Source organism: Brevibacterium album DSM 18261 (assembly GCF_000426445.1).
Taxonomy (GTDB): domain Bacteria; phylum Actinomycetota; class Actinomycetes; order Actinomycetales; family Brevibacteriaceae; genus Brevibacterium; species Brevibacterium album.
The window spans coordinates 812514-826902 of the sequence record NZ_KE384526.1 but is presented as its reverse complement, the minus strand read 5'-3'; the positions used below and the strand labels follow the sequence as shown (position 1 = coordinate 826902).

Annotated in this window: 12 protein-coding genes; 8 read left to right on the top strand and 4 right to left on the bottom strand. The window is 70.8% G+C overall.

Features of this window, described 5'->3' with window-relative positions; all coding sequences use genetic code 11:
- The first annotated feature begins 42 nt into the window (after nt 1–42).
- Both K318_RS22940 and K318_RS0117380 read left to right on the top strand, forming a co-directional pair.
- Complete coding sequence (locus K318_RS22940) at nt 43–1641, top strand: sensor histidine kinase (protein WP_051298167.1); 1599 nt, start codon at nt 43–45, stop codon at nt 1639–1641.
- Nucleotides 1638–2402 carry a response regulator gene (locus K318_RS0117380; RefSeq protein WP_029090426.1) on the top strand — a complete coding sequence of 255 codons (765 nt, stop codon included), beginning with the start codon at nt 1638–1640 and terminating at the stop codon, nt 2400–2402. The genes K318_RS22940 and K318_RS0117380 overlap by 4 nt, the downstream gene beginning before the upstream one ends.
- A 99-nt stretch (nt 2403–2501) precedes the next feature.
- On the opposite strand, the gene K318_RS22935 is transcribed toward K318_RS0117380, so the two are convergent.
- The 4 genes from K318_RS22935 to K318_RS0117360 form a co-directional block, all read right to left on the bottom strand.
- Nucleotides 2502–2792, bottom strand: coding sequence for a CsbD family protein (locus tag K318_RS22935; RefSeq protein ID WP_245579936.1), 291 nt, complete (start codon nt 2790–2792; stop codon nt 2502–2504).
- A 163-nt stretch (nt 2793–2955) separates the two neighbouring features.
- A complete protein-coding gene (locus K318_RS0117370; RefSeq protein ID WP_029090425.1) occupies nt 2956–4104 on the bottom strand; it encodes a tartrate dehydrogenase in 1149 nt (382 codons plus the stop codon).
- Nucleotides 4105–4239: 135 nt separating this feature from the next.
- Complete coding sequence (locus tag K318_RS0117365) at nt 4240–4509, bottom strand: hypothetical protein (protein ID WP_029090424.1); 270 nt, start codon at nt 4507–4509, stop codon at nt 4240–4242.
- A gap of 89 nt (nt 4510–4598) precedes the next feature.
- Entirely contained in the window at nt 4599–5288 is a 690-nt protein-coding gene (locus K318_RS0117360) for a DUF1707 SHOCT-like domain-containing protein (RefSeq protein ID WP_029090423.1), read from the bottom strand.
- Nucleotides 5289–5399: 111 nt separating this feature from the next.
- On the opposite strand from K318_RS0117360, the gene K318_RS25660 reads away from it, so the two are divergent.
- The 6 genes from K318_RS25660 (at nt 5400) to K318_RS0117330 (ending at nt 14316) form a co-directional block, all read left to right on the top strand.
- Nucleotides 5400–9830, top strand: a complete 4431-nt coding sequence (locus tag K318_RS25660; RefSeq protein ID WP_029090422.1) for a DNA polymerase III subunit gamma and tau — start codon at nt 5400–5402, stop codon at nt 9828–9830.
- The gene (gene recR / locus K318_RS0117350; protein WP_029090421.1) at nt 9827–10432 is read left to right on the top strand and encodes a recombination mediator RecR; all 606 of its coding nucleotides are present in this window, start codon (nt 9827–9829) and stop codon (nt 10430–10432) included. The genes K318_RS25660 and recR overlap by 4 nt, the downstream gene beginning before the upstream one ends.
- Before the next feature lie 89 nt (nt 10433–10521).
- Nucleotides 10522–10704 carry a hypothetical protein gene (locus tag K318_RS0117345; RefSeq protein WP_029090420.1) on the top strand — a complete coding sequence of 61 codons (183 nt, stop codon included), beginning with the start codon at nt 10522–10524 and terminating at the stop codon, nt 10702–10704.
- Nucleotides 10697–11431, top strand: a complete 735-nt coding sequence (locus tag K318_RS22925; RefSeq protein WP_051298166.1) for a hypothetical protein — start codon at nt 10697–10699, stop codon at nt 11429–11431. Before K318_RS0117345 ends, K318_RS22925 begins: the two co-directional genes overlap by 8 nt.
- A gap of 501 nt (nt 11432–11932) precedes the next feature.
- Nucleotides 11933–13231, top strand: coding sequence for an aspartate kinase (locus K318_RS0117335; protein ID WP_029090419.1), 1299 nt, complete (start codon nt 11933–11935; stop codon nt 13229–13231).
- Nucleotides 13228–14316, top strand: a complete 1089-nt coding sequence (locus K318_RS0117330) for an aspartate-semialdehyde dehydrogenase (protein ID WP_051298165.1) — start codon at nt 13228–13230, stop codon at nt 14314–14316. Before K318_RS0117335 ends, K318_RS0117330 begins: the two co-directional genes overlap by 4 nt.
- Nucleotides 14317–14389 lie beyond the last annotated feature (73 nt).

Sequence of the window (14389 nt, the reverse complement as noted above, 5' to 3'; positions counted from 1 at the left end):
CGGGGCGGGTCCGGAGGGGCGCACGCACAGTAGCGTGGGAGCATGCTCCCCTCCTCGGACGCGCAGGCGGCAGGCGGCGTCGCGCACACGCGGTCCGCCGTACAGGGCGCAGGCGCGCTCGGACCCGTGTTCGCGGCGCTGAGCGCGGGACTGCACCTGCTGGTGGCGGGCCTCGGCGTGCTCGTGGCCGTGCGGGCGCTGGAGGGGGATGCGCTGAACACTGCTGCGGCCCTCGTCGTCGTGGGTCTGTTCGAAGCGGCGTATGCCGGGGGCATCCTCCTGCGCTCCCGGTTCGCGGGCGGTGCGGCGGGGGTGCCCGGCAGGGACCCCGCACTGCGGAGAGCCCGGCGTGCGGCGCTGCTGTGGCTGAGCACGCTGACACTCCTGTGGGCGATCCTCGTGGTGCTCGTCCCGGATGCGGCGTTCCTCGTGTTCCCGCTGTTCTTCCTCTGCCTGCACCTGCTGCCGCGATGGTGGGGGCCGGCTGCGGTGGTGGCCGCGGCCCTGGTGTCCGTGGGTGCGCTGGCGGGTCACCGCGGGCTGACCGTCGGCGGGATCACGGGGCCGCTTCTGGGGGCCGCCGTGGCGATCGCGATAGGGCTCGGATACTCCGCCCTGTTCCGTGAGGTGCGCGAACGTCAGCGGCTCCTCGAGGAGCTGCTCGCCGCCCAGGCCAGGCTGGCGGATTCGCAGCGGCTCGCCGGCGTCCAGTCCGAGCGCACGCGGATGGCCGCAGAGCTCCATGACACTGTCGCGCAGGGCCTGTCCAGCATCCAGCTCCTGCTCAGTGCCGCAGAACGGCGCATGGATGCCGCCGAGGCCGCGAGCGGCGGCGCTGCCGCTTCGGCGGTCGCGCTCGTCTCCCCGGCACCCGCATCGCACGCCGTGCCTGTGCCTCCGGCGGCACCGCTCGAGCCTGCGCCGGCGTCGCCTGTGGCCCCGTCGCAGGGACCGGGCCGGGCGGAGATCGCCCTGGCGAAGCGGACGGCGGCCGATTCCCTCGCAGAGGCGCGCGCATTCATCCGCGCGCTGTCCTCTCCGACGCTGGCGGTGCGGGCGCTGCCGGATGCGCTGGAACGCCTGTGCACCTCGGCGGATGCGACGGCCGACGCCCATGTGCGCTTCCGCGCCGATGGCGCTCCCCACATCCTCCCGCGCGCGGCGGAGACCACCCTGCTGCGGATCGTGCAGGGTGCGCTCGGCAACGCGGTGGCGCATGCGCGTGCGGCGGGAATCGTCGTGACTCTCACCTACCTGGAGCGCGGCGCGGCAGTGGACATCGTGGACGACGGGGTCGGGTTCGATCCGACCGCAGTGCGCCCGCCTGCGGAGACCGGGTCCTTCGGGCTGGGCATGATGCGAAAGCGCGCGGAGGAGGCAGGCGGGAGGCTCGTGGTGGAGTCCGCACCCGGCCGCGGCACGGCGGTGAGCGCCGTGCTCGAGGAGCTGGTCGAGGAGGGCACGGGCCCTGCCGCGGGGGAGGCGGGCATCTGCGCCGGGGAGGCAGGTCTCGACGCAGGAGAGGCGGGCGGCGGTGGCGGAGAGCCAGGCGGCGGCGATGGCGCTCCAGGCCGCAGGGACGGTGCCGGAGAGAAGGGCCGTGGCGGGAGGGCCGCGACCGAAGCGGGAGGAGAGGAATGAGGGTGCGGGTGCTGATCTGCGATGACCATCCGGTGGTGCGCGCCGGGCTCGTCGCGCTGCTGTCCACCGCCTCGGACATCGAGGTCGTCGGGCAGGCGAGCTCCGGCGAGGAGATCGTGCGCATGGCGGAGGAGGTCCGGGCCGATCTCGTGCTCATGGACCTGCAGCTCGCCAGCGCGCCGGATGCGGTGCACGGAGCCGAGGCCACCCGCCGCATCAGGACCGGGAGCGGTGCGATGTCAGGGGCGGCGGACGCGACCGGCGGGGCTCCCTCGCGCGGTGCGGCCGCCTCGGGCCAGGGCACGGCGAGCATGGGCACGACGGGCGCGGATGCGGGGCATGCGGGCTCGGCGGTGCGGGCCGCCCCTCACGTCCTCGTGCTCACCAACTACGACAGCGACGCGGATGTGGTGGCCGCGATCGAGGCGGGTGCCTCGGGCTACCTCCTCAAGGACACGCCGCCGGACGAACTGCTGGCGGCCGTGCGCCGGGCGGCCGCAGGGGAGACGGCACTCGCACCGTCCGTGGGCTCGCGGCTCGTGGAGAGGATGCGGGCGCCCGCGACGGCGCTGAGCCAGCGGGAGCTCGAGGTGCTCGAAGCGGTGGCGGAGGGGCTGACGAACGCCCAGATCGCCGCCCGCCTGTTCGTCTCCGCCTCGACCGTGAAGACCCATCTGGTGCACGTCTTCGAGAAGCTGGGTGCGCGCTCCCGGACCGATGCGCTGGCGAAGGCCCGGGCCTCGGGCCTCATCCGCGGCTGAGCAGGGGGACGCCCGGGAGCTGAGCAGGGGAAAGCCGGCGGCTGAGACGAAACGGGGGACGCCGGGTGTCCGGCGTCCCCCACTCCTCACGGCTGAGGCTCAGCGGTCGTCCGCTGCGTCCCTCGTGCCGTCGACGAACCCCTCGGCCTTGGCCTTGAGGTCGTCCGCCTTGTCCCTGGCGGAGTCGGCGGCCTGGCGGATGCCGGATTCGGTGCGGTCCCGCACGCCCTCGGCCTGAAGATCGCTGTCGCCGGTCTTCTCGCCGATGAACTCCTTCGCCTTGCCGGTCGCTTCCTGTGCCTTGTTCCGGATGTCGTCCCCGATGCCCATGGCGTCTCCCTTCGTCCGGTGCACACCGGTCGATGTGCGCGTGGTCCCCACGCTAGCCATGAACCCTCATGAAGGGAACAGACCTTGCTGAACACCGGCTGAAATCGCTGCGCTGCGCTGTTCGCGTCTCACTCCGCGTCGCTGAGTAGGCGGATCAGCGATGCGGAGTGAGACACCAGCAGGAAGTGAGACGCGAGCGGGGAGCACACGGACTCCGGCGGGCTCAGCGGGAGACGGAGATCGCCTCGGCGACGGCGGTGCCGAGGGCCTGCGTGGTGGCCCGGCCTCCCATGTCCGGTGTGAGGATGTCCGGGTCCCCGCCGGCCAGCACGGTCTCGAAGGCGGTCTGCATCGCGGCGGCGGCCTCCGTCTCGCCGAGGTGGTCGAGCATGAGCGCGCCCGACCAGATCTGGCCCACCGGATTGGCGATGCCGCGTCCTGCGATGTCCGGGGCGGAGCCGTGGACGGGCTCGAACAGGGAGGGGAAGACGCCCTCCGGGTTGATGTTGGCGCTGGGGGCGATGCCGATCGTGCCGGTGCAGGCCGGGCCCAGATCGGAGAGGATGTCGCCGAACAGGTTGGAGGCCACCACCACGTCGAACCAGTCCGGATGCATGACGAAGTTCGCGGTGAGGATGTCGATGTGGAACTGGTCGACCTCCACCTCGGGGTAGGACTCGGACATGGCGGCGACCCGCTCGTCCCAGTAGGGCATCGTGATGGCGATGCCGTTGGACTTGGTCGCCGATGTGAGGTGCTTGGCCCGGATCCGTCCGGTGCCGCTCGCGCCCCCTGTGCTGCCGGGCCTGCCGTCGCGGCGGTTCGCGAGTTCGAAGGCGTAGCGCAGGACCCGGTCCACGCCGGTGCGCGTCATGACCGTCTCCTGGATCACGGTCTCGCGGTCCGTGCCCTCGAACATCCTGCCGCCCACCGAGGAGTACTCGCCCTCCGTGTTCTCGCGGACCACGAAGAAGTCGACGTCTCCGGGCTTCCGGCCGGCCAGCGGGGAGGGCACGCCCTCGAGGAGCTTGACCGGGCGCAGGTTGACGTACTGGTCGAAGTGGCGGCGGAACTGGAGGAGCGAGCCCCACAGCGAGACGTGATCCGGCACGATGTCCGGCCAGCCGACGGCGCCGAAGAAGATCGCGTCGAAGCCGCTGAGCGTATCCTTCCAGTCGTCGGGGAGCATCTGCCCGTGCTCCTGCCAGTACGCGGCCGAGGCCCAGTCGAACTCCGTGAGTTCGAGGGCGAAGCCGAAGCGGTCGGCGGCCGCGCGCAGGGAGCGCAGGCCCTCCGGCATCACCTCCGTGCCGATCCCGTCGCCGGCGATGGCCGCGATCCGGTATGTGCGGTCTGCTGTGCTCACTGTCATGGGTCTCCCTCTTCTGCGGTCTGCTCTGTCTCTCGCTCACATCTCGCTCATGTCTCATTCCGCGTCGTTCAGTGGGCGGATCGTCGATGTGGAGCGAGACACCAGCGGTCCTGTGTGGCTGGGACGCGAGCGGGTCTACGCGGGCGGCTCGTCCTCGCCGGACCGGTCTTCGCCGGACTCATCCTCACCGGGCCCGTCCTCGCGGGGCTGTTCGGCCCTGTACCGGCGCCGCTCCTCGTCGAGGATGCGCTGGTCGCGCATCTCCTCATAGCGCTTCCGCGTCCTCGCTCCGATCCGCGCCTCGGGATTCCGCACCGCGCGCACGATGAGCCAGCCGCCCAGTGCGAAGCACACCGCGAACGCGGCGACGATGATGAAGAAGACGAGGATCTGCGGCTCCTGCACGGCTCACTCCCCGGGTGCCTCGGGAACGGTTCTGACGGTCGGCACGGGGAGGGCGCCGGTGGCCTCGGGAGCGGCTGCGCGCCCGTCTCTCATCGCCTCTCCAGCCTGCGCCGGTCGAACCAGTTGGCGTGGCGGATCGTGAGCGATCCCATGCCCATCTTCCCGCTGACCCTGATGAGGGAGCCGCCGTGGCTCGGCAGGTCGCCCACCTTGTTGGTGACGGAGCCCCAGGACTTGGCGACCTCGTTGGTGTCCGCGCCCCAGCCCTCGGGCACGACGATGACGAGCGTCCCCATGTCGCCGGACACCTCGAGGCTGATCTCCTGCGGCACGAGGGCGACCTCGAGGAAGTTCAGCTCGACGGTCCCCATCCCGGACTCCACCCGGAGGTACGGCGGCACACGCCAGTTGCCCCGGCGGTACTCGGTGTCCCAGCCGCCCTTGAGCACGAGGGGCCGGTGCGGCTCCCAGCCGGGCTCCCCCTGGCGGGCGGGGACGAGGGGAGCGCCTCCGCCGGCGGGGACCACCGCGCCCGAGGCGGCAGCGGCTCCCAGCCCTGCCGCACCCTCCACGGCTGCGGAGGGGCGGGGCACCGGCAGGTCCTCGACGAGAGGGTCGAGGTCCGCATAGGTCCTCGCCGCGGCGGCGAGCTCCATGCGCTCAGTGAGCTCCTCGACCGTGAGGCGGCCGTCGCCTGCGGCCTCCCGCAGCGTCTCGATGACGGCGTCCCGCTCTGCGTGTCCGATCCGCAGGCGGCGGGCCGATGACTCGGGGTCCATGGGTGTCCTTCCAGGTGGTTGCGCGGGGCGGCGGTGTGAGATGGAGCGCGATCAGGCGGTCGGAAGCGGGCTCCGTGTTGTGTGTCCGTGCCTGACTATAGGCTGGGGGATGTGTCCACCGCACTGTACAGACGCTATCGCCCGGAGACCTTCGCAGAGGTCATCGGCCAGGAGCATGTCACCCGTCCGCTCTCCGCTGCGATCGACAGCGGGCGCATCAATCATGCCTATCTGTTCTCCGGCCCGCGCGGCTGCGGGAAGACGACGAGCGCCCGGATCCTGGCCCGCTGCCTCAACTGTGCGAAGGGACCCACGTCCACGCCCTGCGGTGAGTGCCCCAGCTGCCGGGACCTCGCGAACGGCGGGGGAGGCTCGCTGGACGTCGTGGAGATCGACGCGGCCAGCCACAACGGCGTCGACGACGCTCGTGACCTGCGGGAGCGCGCCGTCTACGCCCCCGCGCGCGATCGCTACAAGGTCTTCATCCTCGATGAGGCCCATATGGTCACAGCTCAGGGGTTCAACGCGCTGCTCAAGCTGGTGGAGGAACCGCCGCCGCATGTGAAGTTCGTCTTCGCGACGACGGAGCCGGAGAAGGTCATCGGCACCATCCGCTCGCGCACCCATCACTACCCGTTCCGGCTCGTGCCGCCGGAGGTGCTCACGCACTACCTCGAGGATCTGTGCGGACGGGAGTCCGTGCCCGTGGGCAAGGGCGTCCTGCCGCTGGTGGTGCGTGCTGGCGGAGGCTCGGTGCGGGACACGCTGTCCGTGCTGGACCAGCTCATCGCGGGCTCGGATGCGAACGGGATCGACTACGCGACGGCGGTGGCGCTGCTGGGCTACACGGATGACTCGCTGCTGGGCGACATCGTCGACGCCTTCTCCGCGGGCGACGGCGGGGGAGTGTTCCGTGCCGTGGAGCGCGTCGTGGAGTCCGGGCACGATCCCCGGCGCTTCGTCGAGGATCTGCTGGAGCGGTTCCGCGATCTCTTCGTCATCGCGGCGGCGCCGGACTCGGCGCAGGCGTTCCTGCCCGAGGTGCCGGCGGACCGCCTCGAGCGCCTCATGGTGCAGGCGCGCGCCTACGGTCCCGCGGAGCTCTCCCGTGCCGCGGACCTGCTCAACACGGGTCTCACGGAGATGTCGGGGGCGACCTCGCCGCGCCTGCAGCTCGAGCTCATCTGCGCGCGCATCCTGCTGCCGGCCTCGGAGGACTCGCGCCGCTCCGTGATCTCCCGGGTGGACCGTCTGGAGCGTCGCGTGGGCATGAGCCAGTCCGGTCGGATGCCGCAGGGGGCGGCACCGGGGCCGATGCTCGGTGTGGAGGCCGCCGAGGCGCCGGGCGGTGTCCCCGCAGGTGCCGTGGGCGCAGGGGCCTCGGCGGGTGCGCGGGTCGCCGAGGGAAGTGCCGCGGGTGGGCGCGGTCAGATGCCGGATGGGCGCGAGGACCGTTCGGGGATGCCGGTCGATGCCGGCGGTGCGTCCGGTGGTGCCGGACAGGGCGGTCTCGGACACGATGGTCCGGGTGCTGGTGGTCCGGGTGCCGGGGCACGCGGTGCCGAGCAGGATGCCGCCGGCCGCTCCGATGACCCCTTCGAGGGAATGGCCGATGCGGTGGCCTCGGCGCGCTCCGTTCTCGGGGAGGAATCCGGCGCTGCGGCTGTGGGCCAGTCCGGAGCTGTGGCCGGACCTGGGCCTGCGGGCCAGCCCGAGCCTGGGATCCGGGGTGGGTCTGCGAGCGAGTCGAAGCCCATGGCCGAATCTGGACGTGGAGCCGAGCCCGCGGTCGCACCGGATGCGACCTCCGGGCCGGACGCCGTCCACGCTCATGGGGCCGTTCAGGGGTATGACGATATGTCGGGCCGGGGAGCTGTACAGGGGCAGCGTCCTGTGCAGGGTGCCGGCCTCACACAGGGACAGAACTCCGCACAGGAGCAGAGCCGTGTCCAGCAGAGCCCGGTCCAGGAGCAGAGCCGTGGCCGGGAGCAGAGTCCGGCTCAGGACCGTGGAGGCGCGCCGGAGCCGGGCGTCCCGCAGGTCACGGGCCCGCCGTCCGCAGGGGCCCCCTCGCCGAGCGCGCATGAGCAGGATGCTCGGGGTGCGGCTCGGGTCGGTGCGCAGCCGCAGGGTGGGGCGCCCGCACAGCCGGCCGACCGCTTCGATTCCGTGCCTCCGCAGGGGCAGGGCCCTGTGCCTGCGCCGCCTCAGGGCGCAGACTCGAGCCAGAGCCAGAGCCAGAGCCAGAGCCAGAGCCAGAGCCAGAGCCAGAGCCAGAGCCAGAGCCAGAGCCAGAGCCCGGGCGTCGGTGCGGAGATCGACGCGATTCGCCGCGGGTGGCCGGACGTCCTCTCCCGTCTGCAGCAGCTGCGGCGGCTCTCCCATGCGATCGTGAGCGCCAACGCGTTCCCGCAGCGTTTCGCGGACGGGACCCTCTATCTGGCATTCAGCAACCCCGGTTCGGTGCAGGGCTTCCTGCGCGGACCTCATGCGCAGTTCGTGTCCTCGGCGCTGGAGGACTCACTGGGCATTCGAGCCGCGGTCCAGGTGGGCGACGACAACGCAGGCCCCATCCCCCCTGGCGGATTCGGCCCGGCCGGGCCCGGCGATTCCGGCAGGCCAGGCGGCCAGGGGGGACCAGGCGTGCCCACCAGCTCGGGTGGAACTGCAGGTTCCGGCGGAGCACCCGGCCCCGGCGGTGCGAACACTCCCCAGGGCGATGGCTGGTCCCAGGATTCGGCGGCCGGTGCTGTCTCCGTGCAGCGGCAGGCTCCCCGTCAGCCGTCCCAGGAGGAGATGGACCGGGTCGTCGGACCACGCGAGGCCGATCGTGCTCCGGTCGACCACGAGCGCTTCTGGCAGTCCGATGACGTACCACAGGAGAGCCGTGGCGGGCGTGAGCCTGCTGCCGAACAGGAGCCCGTCAGTCCGGGGCCGCTGAGCGCTCGCGGCGGCGAAACGCCCGCAGAGGTGCAGCGGGAGAACTCTGCCGTCCCCACACGAGGCGCGGCTGCGAGCCCGGCTCCAGGTTCCCCGTCGCTTCCGGTCTCTGAAGCGCATTCGGCGGCCGAGCCGTATGCGACCTCAGAGCCTCCGCCAGAGTCCTCGTCGCACACGGCCCCTGAGCCTCGCCGGACTTCTGAGCCGCATCCGGACCCTGAGCGGCATCCGCACCCTGAGCCGGACTCTGCATTCGGAACGGGCTCGTCGCGTCCGCAGGCTGCTCCTCATCCTCAGGCTGCCTCGGCGGCCCAGGACGTGGTCGGCGCACCGGCCGCAGCGCAGGAGCAGGACCCTGCCCCCGAGCGTGCCGAGGATTCTGCGCACACCAGGGATTCCGCATACGCACAGGACTCCGCATCTGCTCAGGGCGGCGGAGAGCGAGGGGGCTCCGCAAAAGCCTCTGCACATGCCTCCGCCAGTCCGGAGGACGCGTGGGCGGTGACGGACAGCTCGGTCGAGGGCTGGGCGATGGTGTCACCCGCCGGCGCGGGTGCCTCCGACCCCGCAGATGCCGGCTCCGATCCGTGGGCGCCCGCGCCCGGTATGGCGCGGTGGCAGGCCGATGCGGCACCGCAGGAGCTCACTGGCCAGCCGGTTCCGGAGCCGGTGGGGGAGGCGTCGTCCCGAGACGGTGGGGACTCCTCGCCCGCGGCGCACTCGCACGAGTCGGCCGTGACACGGTCTGCCTCGGAGAACGCCTCCGCCGGTCCCGCCGGCGAGGCAAGCTTCGCGAGCGGGGCGGGCTCCGCCAGTGAGGCGGGCCTCGACGACCAGGGGAGCGCGACCGCGGCTGGTGCAGGTGCCGTGGACTTCGGCGCCGTCGTGGTGCCGCCGCCCGTGGAGATCGAGGCGGACTATGGGGCGCCGGGCGTGGACGACGAATTCGCCCCCGGCGAGCCTCCCTACGACCCGGAGTACGACGGGTACCCGCCCTACGCGGATGAGCATGCCTCGCATGGAGACTGGGGCGGACAGTCTTCTCCTGGACAGCCGTCCTCCGGGCAATCCGCTCCCGCACAGTCCGCTCCCGCACAGGCGGGGCCGGACCGCAGAGAGCCGGGACCAGCGGAGTCGGCAGACATGCCCCTGAGCTCGTCCGCGCCTCGACCGGCAGAGCGCGGACCGGACGCATTCGGACAGGCATCCGCCGAACCTGCGGCAGACGGTCCGGCGGAGTCCGGCCCGGTGGGGGCAGGGCAGGGGGCGGACCTGGACTTCCTGGGCGCCTATGCAGACGTCTCCATCGCGTTCACGGACAACCCGGGGTACACCGCGGGCGCTGTGCAGTCGACTGCTGCCCAGTCCGACGGCGGCTTGGGCAAGTACGCGCACCTGGCTCAGCGGCACAGCGGAGACTCGAACCGGCATGACGGGGCGCCCGCGTCTGCACCTGCCGCGGAGCCCGTGCCCGATCCCATCGAGAACTATGCCGACTACGACACGTCCGGTGATGCCGATCTGGATGCGACGGCTGAGTTCGGTCCGGCCGTGGTCGAGCGTCTGCTGGGCGGGACGATCATCGAGGAGATCCACGAATGAGCCTGCTCTACGAGGGCGCTCTGCAGGACCTGGTCGAGGAGTTCGGCCGCCTGCCGGGCATCGGGCCCAAGTCCGCTCAGCGGATGGCGTTCCACATCCTGCAGGCGGACCAGGCGGACGTCGAGGCGCTTGCGACCGCCCTGCGCGAGGTCAAGCGGCGGGTGCGCTTCTGCATCGTCTGCGGCAACGTGTCCGAGGACGAGAAGTGCGTCATCTGCAAGGACACCCGGAGGGACCAGACCATGATCTGCGTGGTCGAGGAGCCCAAGGACGTGGTGGCGGTCGAGCGCACCCGCGAGTACCGGGGCCTGTACCACGTGCTGGGCGGTTCGATCGACCCCATGTCGGGCGTCGGGCCGGACGATCTGCGGATCAAGGACCTCCTGCCCCGCCTGCAGTCCGGTGAGGTGACGGAGGTCGTCATCGCCACCGACCCCAATCTCGAGGGGGAGGCGACCGCGACCTATCTGGTGCGACTGCTCAGCAGCGTGGGTCTCACGGTGACGCGTCTGGCCTCGGGCCTGCCCGTGGGCGGTGATCTGGAGTACGCGGACGAGGTGACGCTGGGCCGCGCCTTCGAAGGCCGCCGCTCGGTGGTGTGAGAGAGCTGTGTCCGCGCTCCTCGGTACTCTGGCCCTCCCACGCCCTGCACGTACAATTTCACTGAGGGGCCTGATCAAGGAGGTGCGTCATGACCGTATTGGTACCTGAAGTACTCAGCCGGGGCGAGGTCGAGGACCGCCTGAGGGCGTTGCGCGAGTCGATCGGGGACGTCGATGAGTTCTGCCGCAGAGGGGCGGCATACGAGCTGGATGCCGAGGAAGCGGCCAAATACGACAGGCTTCGTGATCTGGAGTTCCTGCTCGGTGAGTGAGATCGCGTCCCTCGAGGAGCAGGCCAGCGAGTTCGCGGAGGAGATCACTGCGACCGTACGTGCGGTGTCACCTGGTTGCGCTCCCTTTGTGGCCTCGCTGGTCAAGGATGGGCGTCGGCTCGCGGTACGGCAGGAGCCTGACACGGGTATTCCTCTGTGCGTCGGCGGCGAGGCTCTTCTGTCACTCAAAGTCTCCTACCACTGTACATGGGACGGTGTCGGCAGCTTCCTCGCGATAGACACCTCGACGGTGAAAGTGTTCGCCAGCCCGCAAAGCGGTGGGCAGCCACTGTTCCGGTACGAGTATGAGCGCAGCGCGCACTCGAAGCCTGCAGCTCGCCTCCACATTCACGGCCACAGGGATTCGTTCACCTATGTGATGACCCGGGCCGGTCGCACGACGAGGCAGTCGCAGAAGCGCGTGGATCAGGACAGGGTGCCCGCGATGCAGGACCTGCACTTTCCCCTGGGAGGCCACCGATTCCGGCCGTGTCTGGAGGACGTCCTTGAGATGCTCATCGACGAATTCGGCATCGACGATGCGCGTGAAGCCAGGACTGTCCTGCGACAGGGGCGTGCCCGTTGGCGGAGGAATCAGGTGCGCAGTGCTGTGAGAGACGATCCCGAATCGGCGGTTGGCGTGCTGAGTGCACTGGGATACACGGTCACCTGGGACCGTGAGGAAGCAGAGCCCGCAGTCCGAGAAGATCGGCTCGAAGCACCCTGATGAGCTGGGCGCTACGCACTGTGGTCTGGTGTGGGAACGCGAAACCGTCGGAATCGTGTTGGTACGGCAGACCACTCCGTGCGGAGCGGTCGCGGGGTGCGCGGCGGCCGCGGGTGCGCGACGCAAGTGCGACGCCCCCGGCGCCCGCCCGCAGCACGCACCGCGGCGTCCGCATGTCAGGCCGGTCCGAGTGCGGCGGATCACGCCCCGTACAATGAACAGCGGCCCGGCGACCTGGGCTCCGTCCTCACGGGCGGGCAGGGTGCTCCCCGCGCAGGCGGGGATGATTCGCCCCTCCAGGACGCAGGCGTCGGTGCTCCTGTGGAGCGTGCTCCCCGCGTAGGCGGGGAAGATTCTGCGCACAGGACACCGGGCGCAGGCGGGGACGTGCTCGGCACGGACCGGCAGCGCACCTCATGCAGGGGACGTCTGGGATCGGAGTCGCCCGTGCGGCGGCTCCGGCGTCGGAGAGATACCAGTGCCCGCGAGAGAAATGAGCTCATGAGCCTCGTTGTACAGAAGTTCGGAGGGTCCTCCGTCGCCGATGCCGAATCGGTCAAGAGGGTCGCGAAGCGCATCGTCTCCTATCGCGATGCCGGTCACGACGTCGTCGTGGTCGTCTCCGCGATGGGCGACCAGACCGATGATCTCATCGACCTCGCGCAGGAGGTCTCTCCCGTCCCGCCGCCGCGCGAGCTCGACATGCTCCTCACGGCAGGAGAGCGGATCTCGATGGCCGTCCTCGCCATGGCCATCGCGAACCTCGGCTCCGAGGCCCAGTCCTTCACCGGCTCCCAGGCCGGCGTGATCACGGACGAGAGTCACGGCAGGGCCCGTATCATCGACGTCACGCCCGGCCGCATCCGGTCCGCGCTCGACGAGGGCTACGTCGCGATCGTCGCGGGCTTCCAGGGTGTCAGCCAGACGGCCAAGAACATCACCACCCTCGGCCGGGGCGGCTCGGACACCACCGCCGTCGCCCTCGCCGCGGCGCTGGACGCGGACGTGTGCGAGATCTACTCCGATGTGGACGGCGTCTTCACCGCCGATCCCCGGATCGTGCCCTCGGCGCGGAAGATCGACAGGATCGGCTACGAGGAGATGATGGAGATGGCGGCCTCGGGCGCCAAGATCCTCATGCTCCGCTGCGTGGAGTACGCCCGCCGCTCCGGTGTGCCCATCCACGTGCGCTCGTCCTTCTCCCAGCACACCGGCACGTGGGTCACGGACGCAGAGATCCCCGAGCCCTTCCGCACCGACAAGCTCAAGGAGTCCACAGTGGAACAGCCCATCATTTCCGGCGTCGCGCACGACCGCTCCGAGGCCAAGCTCACCATCGTCGGCGTCCCGGACGTACCGGGCAAGGCGGCTGAGATCTTCAACCTCATCGCGGAGGAGGAGATCAACATCGACATGATCGTGCAGAACATCTCCACGCGCGATCCCGGCCGCACGGACATCTCCTTCACGCTGCCGATGACGGACGGCGGCAAGGCGATCGAGGCACTGGAGGCCCGTAAGGACACCATCGGCTTCGACCACCTCCGCTACGACGACCAGATCGGCAAGCTCTCCGTGGTGGGCGACGGCATGCGCTCGCACCCGGGCGTCACCGCGACCCTGTTCAAGGCGCTCAGCGAGGAGGAGGTCAACATCGAGCTGATCTCGACCTCGGAGATCCGCATCAGCGTGGTGACCCGCAGCGAGAGCCTCGACCGCGCGGTGCGCGCCGCGCACAGGGCCTACGGGCTGGATTCGCAGGAGGAAGAGGCAGTGGTCTACGGAGGTACGGGACGATGAGCGAGCAGAGCACCAGCAGCACGGCACAGGGCGTGCACATCGGCGTCGTGGGCGCCACCGGCCAGGTGGGCGGCGTCATGCGCACCCTCCTCGAGGCCGATCCCGGCTTCGAGATCGCCTCGATCCGCTTCTTCGCCTCGGCGCGCTCGGCCGGCACCACGCTGCCGTTCCGGGGTGAGGACATCACCGTCGAGGACGCCGCGACCGCGGATCCCTCCGGACTCGACATCGCCCTGTTCTCCGCGGGCGGGGCCACCTCCCGGGCCCAGGCCGAGCGCTTCGCCGCCGCCGGGGTCGTCGTCATCGACAACTCCTCGGCCTGGCGCGGGGACCCCGACGTCCCGCTCGTCGTGAGCGAGGTCAACCCGGATGCCCTGCGGGATCTGCCCAAGGGCATCATCGCCAACCCCAACTGCACCACGATGGCTGCGATGCCCCCGCTCAAAGCTCTCCACGACGCCGCCGGCCTCGAGCGTCTCAAGGTCGCCACCTACCAGGCGGTCTCGGGCTCCGGCCTCGCCGGGGTGCGCGAGCTCTCCGGTCAGGCCGAGGCCGTCATCCCCGCCGCCGAGGCGCTGGTCACCGACGGCTCCGCCGCCCCCTTCCCGGCCGCGGAGGTCTACACCCAGCCCATCGCATTCAACGTCCTGCCCCACGCCGGGAGCTTCGTGGACGACGGCGAGGGCGAGACCGATGAGGAGAAGAAGCTCCGCAACGAGTCGCGCAAGATCCTCGGTCTGCCCGAGCTGCTGGTGGCGGGCACCTGCGTCCGCGTGCCGGTCTTCACGGGCCACTCGCTGTCCATCCATGCGGAGTTCTCCCGTGACATCAGCGCCGAGGAGGCACGCGAGATCCTCGCGCAGGCGCCGGGCGTGACCCTGGACGAGGTGCCCACTCCGCTCAAGGCCGCAGGTCAGGACCCCAGCTTCGTGGGCCGCGTGCGGCAGGACCAGTCGGTGCCCGGCAACCGCGGCCTCGTGCTGTTCGTCTCCAACGACAACCTCCGCAAGGGCGCTGCGCTCAACACGGTGCAGCTGGCCGGGCTGGTGGCTGAGGCGAAGATGGGCCAGGCCCAGCCGGTCTGAGCAGACCCGAGCGACCCGGTATCACGAAAGCTCGGTTCGGGCATGCAGTTGCGTGTTCGGACCGAGCTTTCGT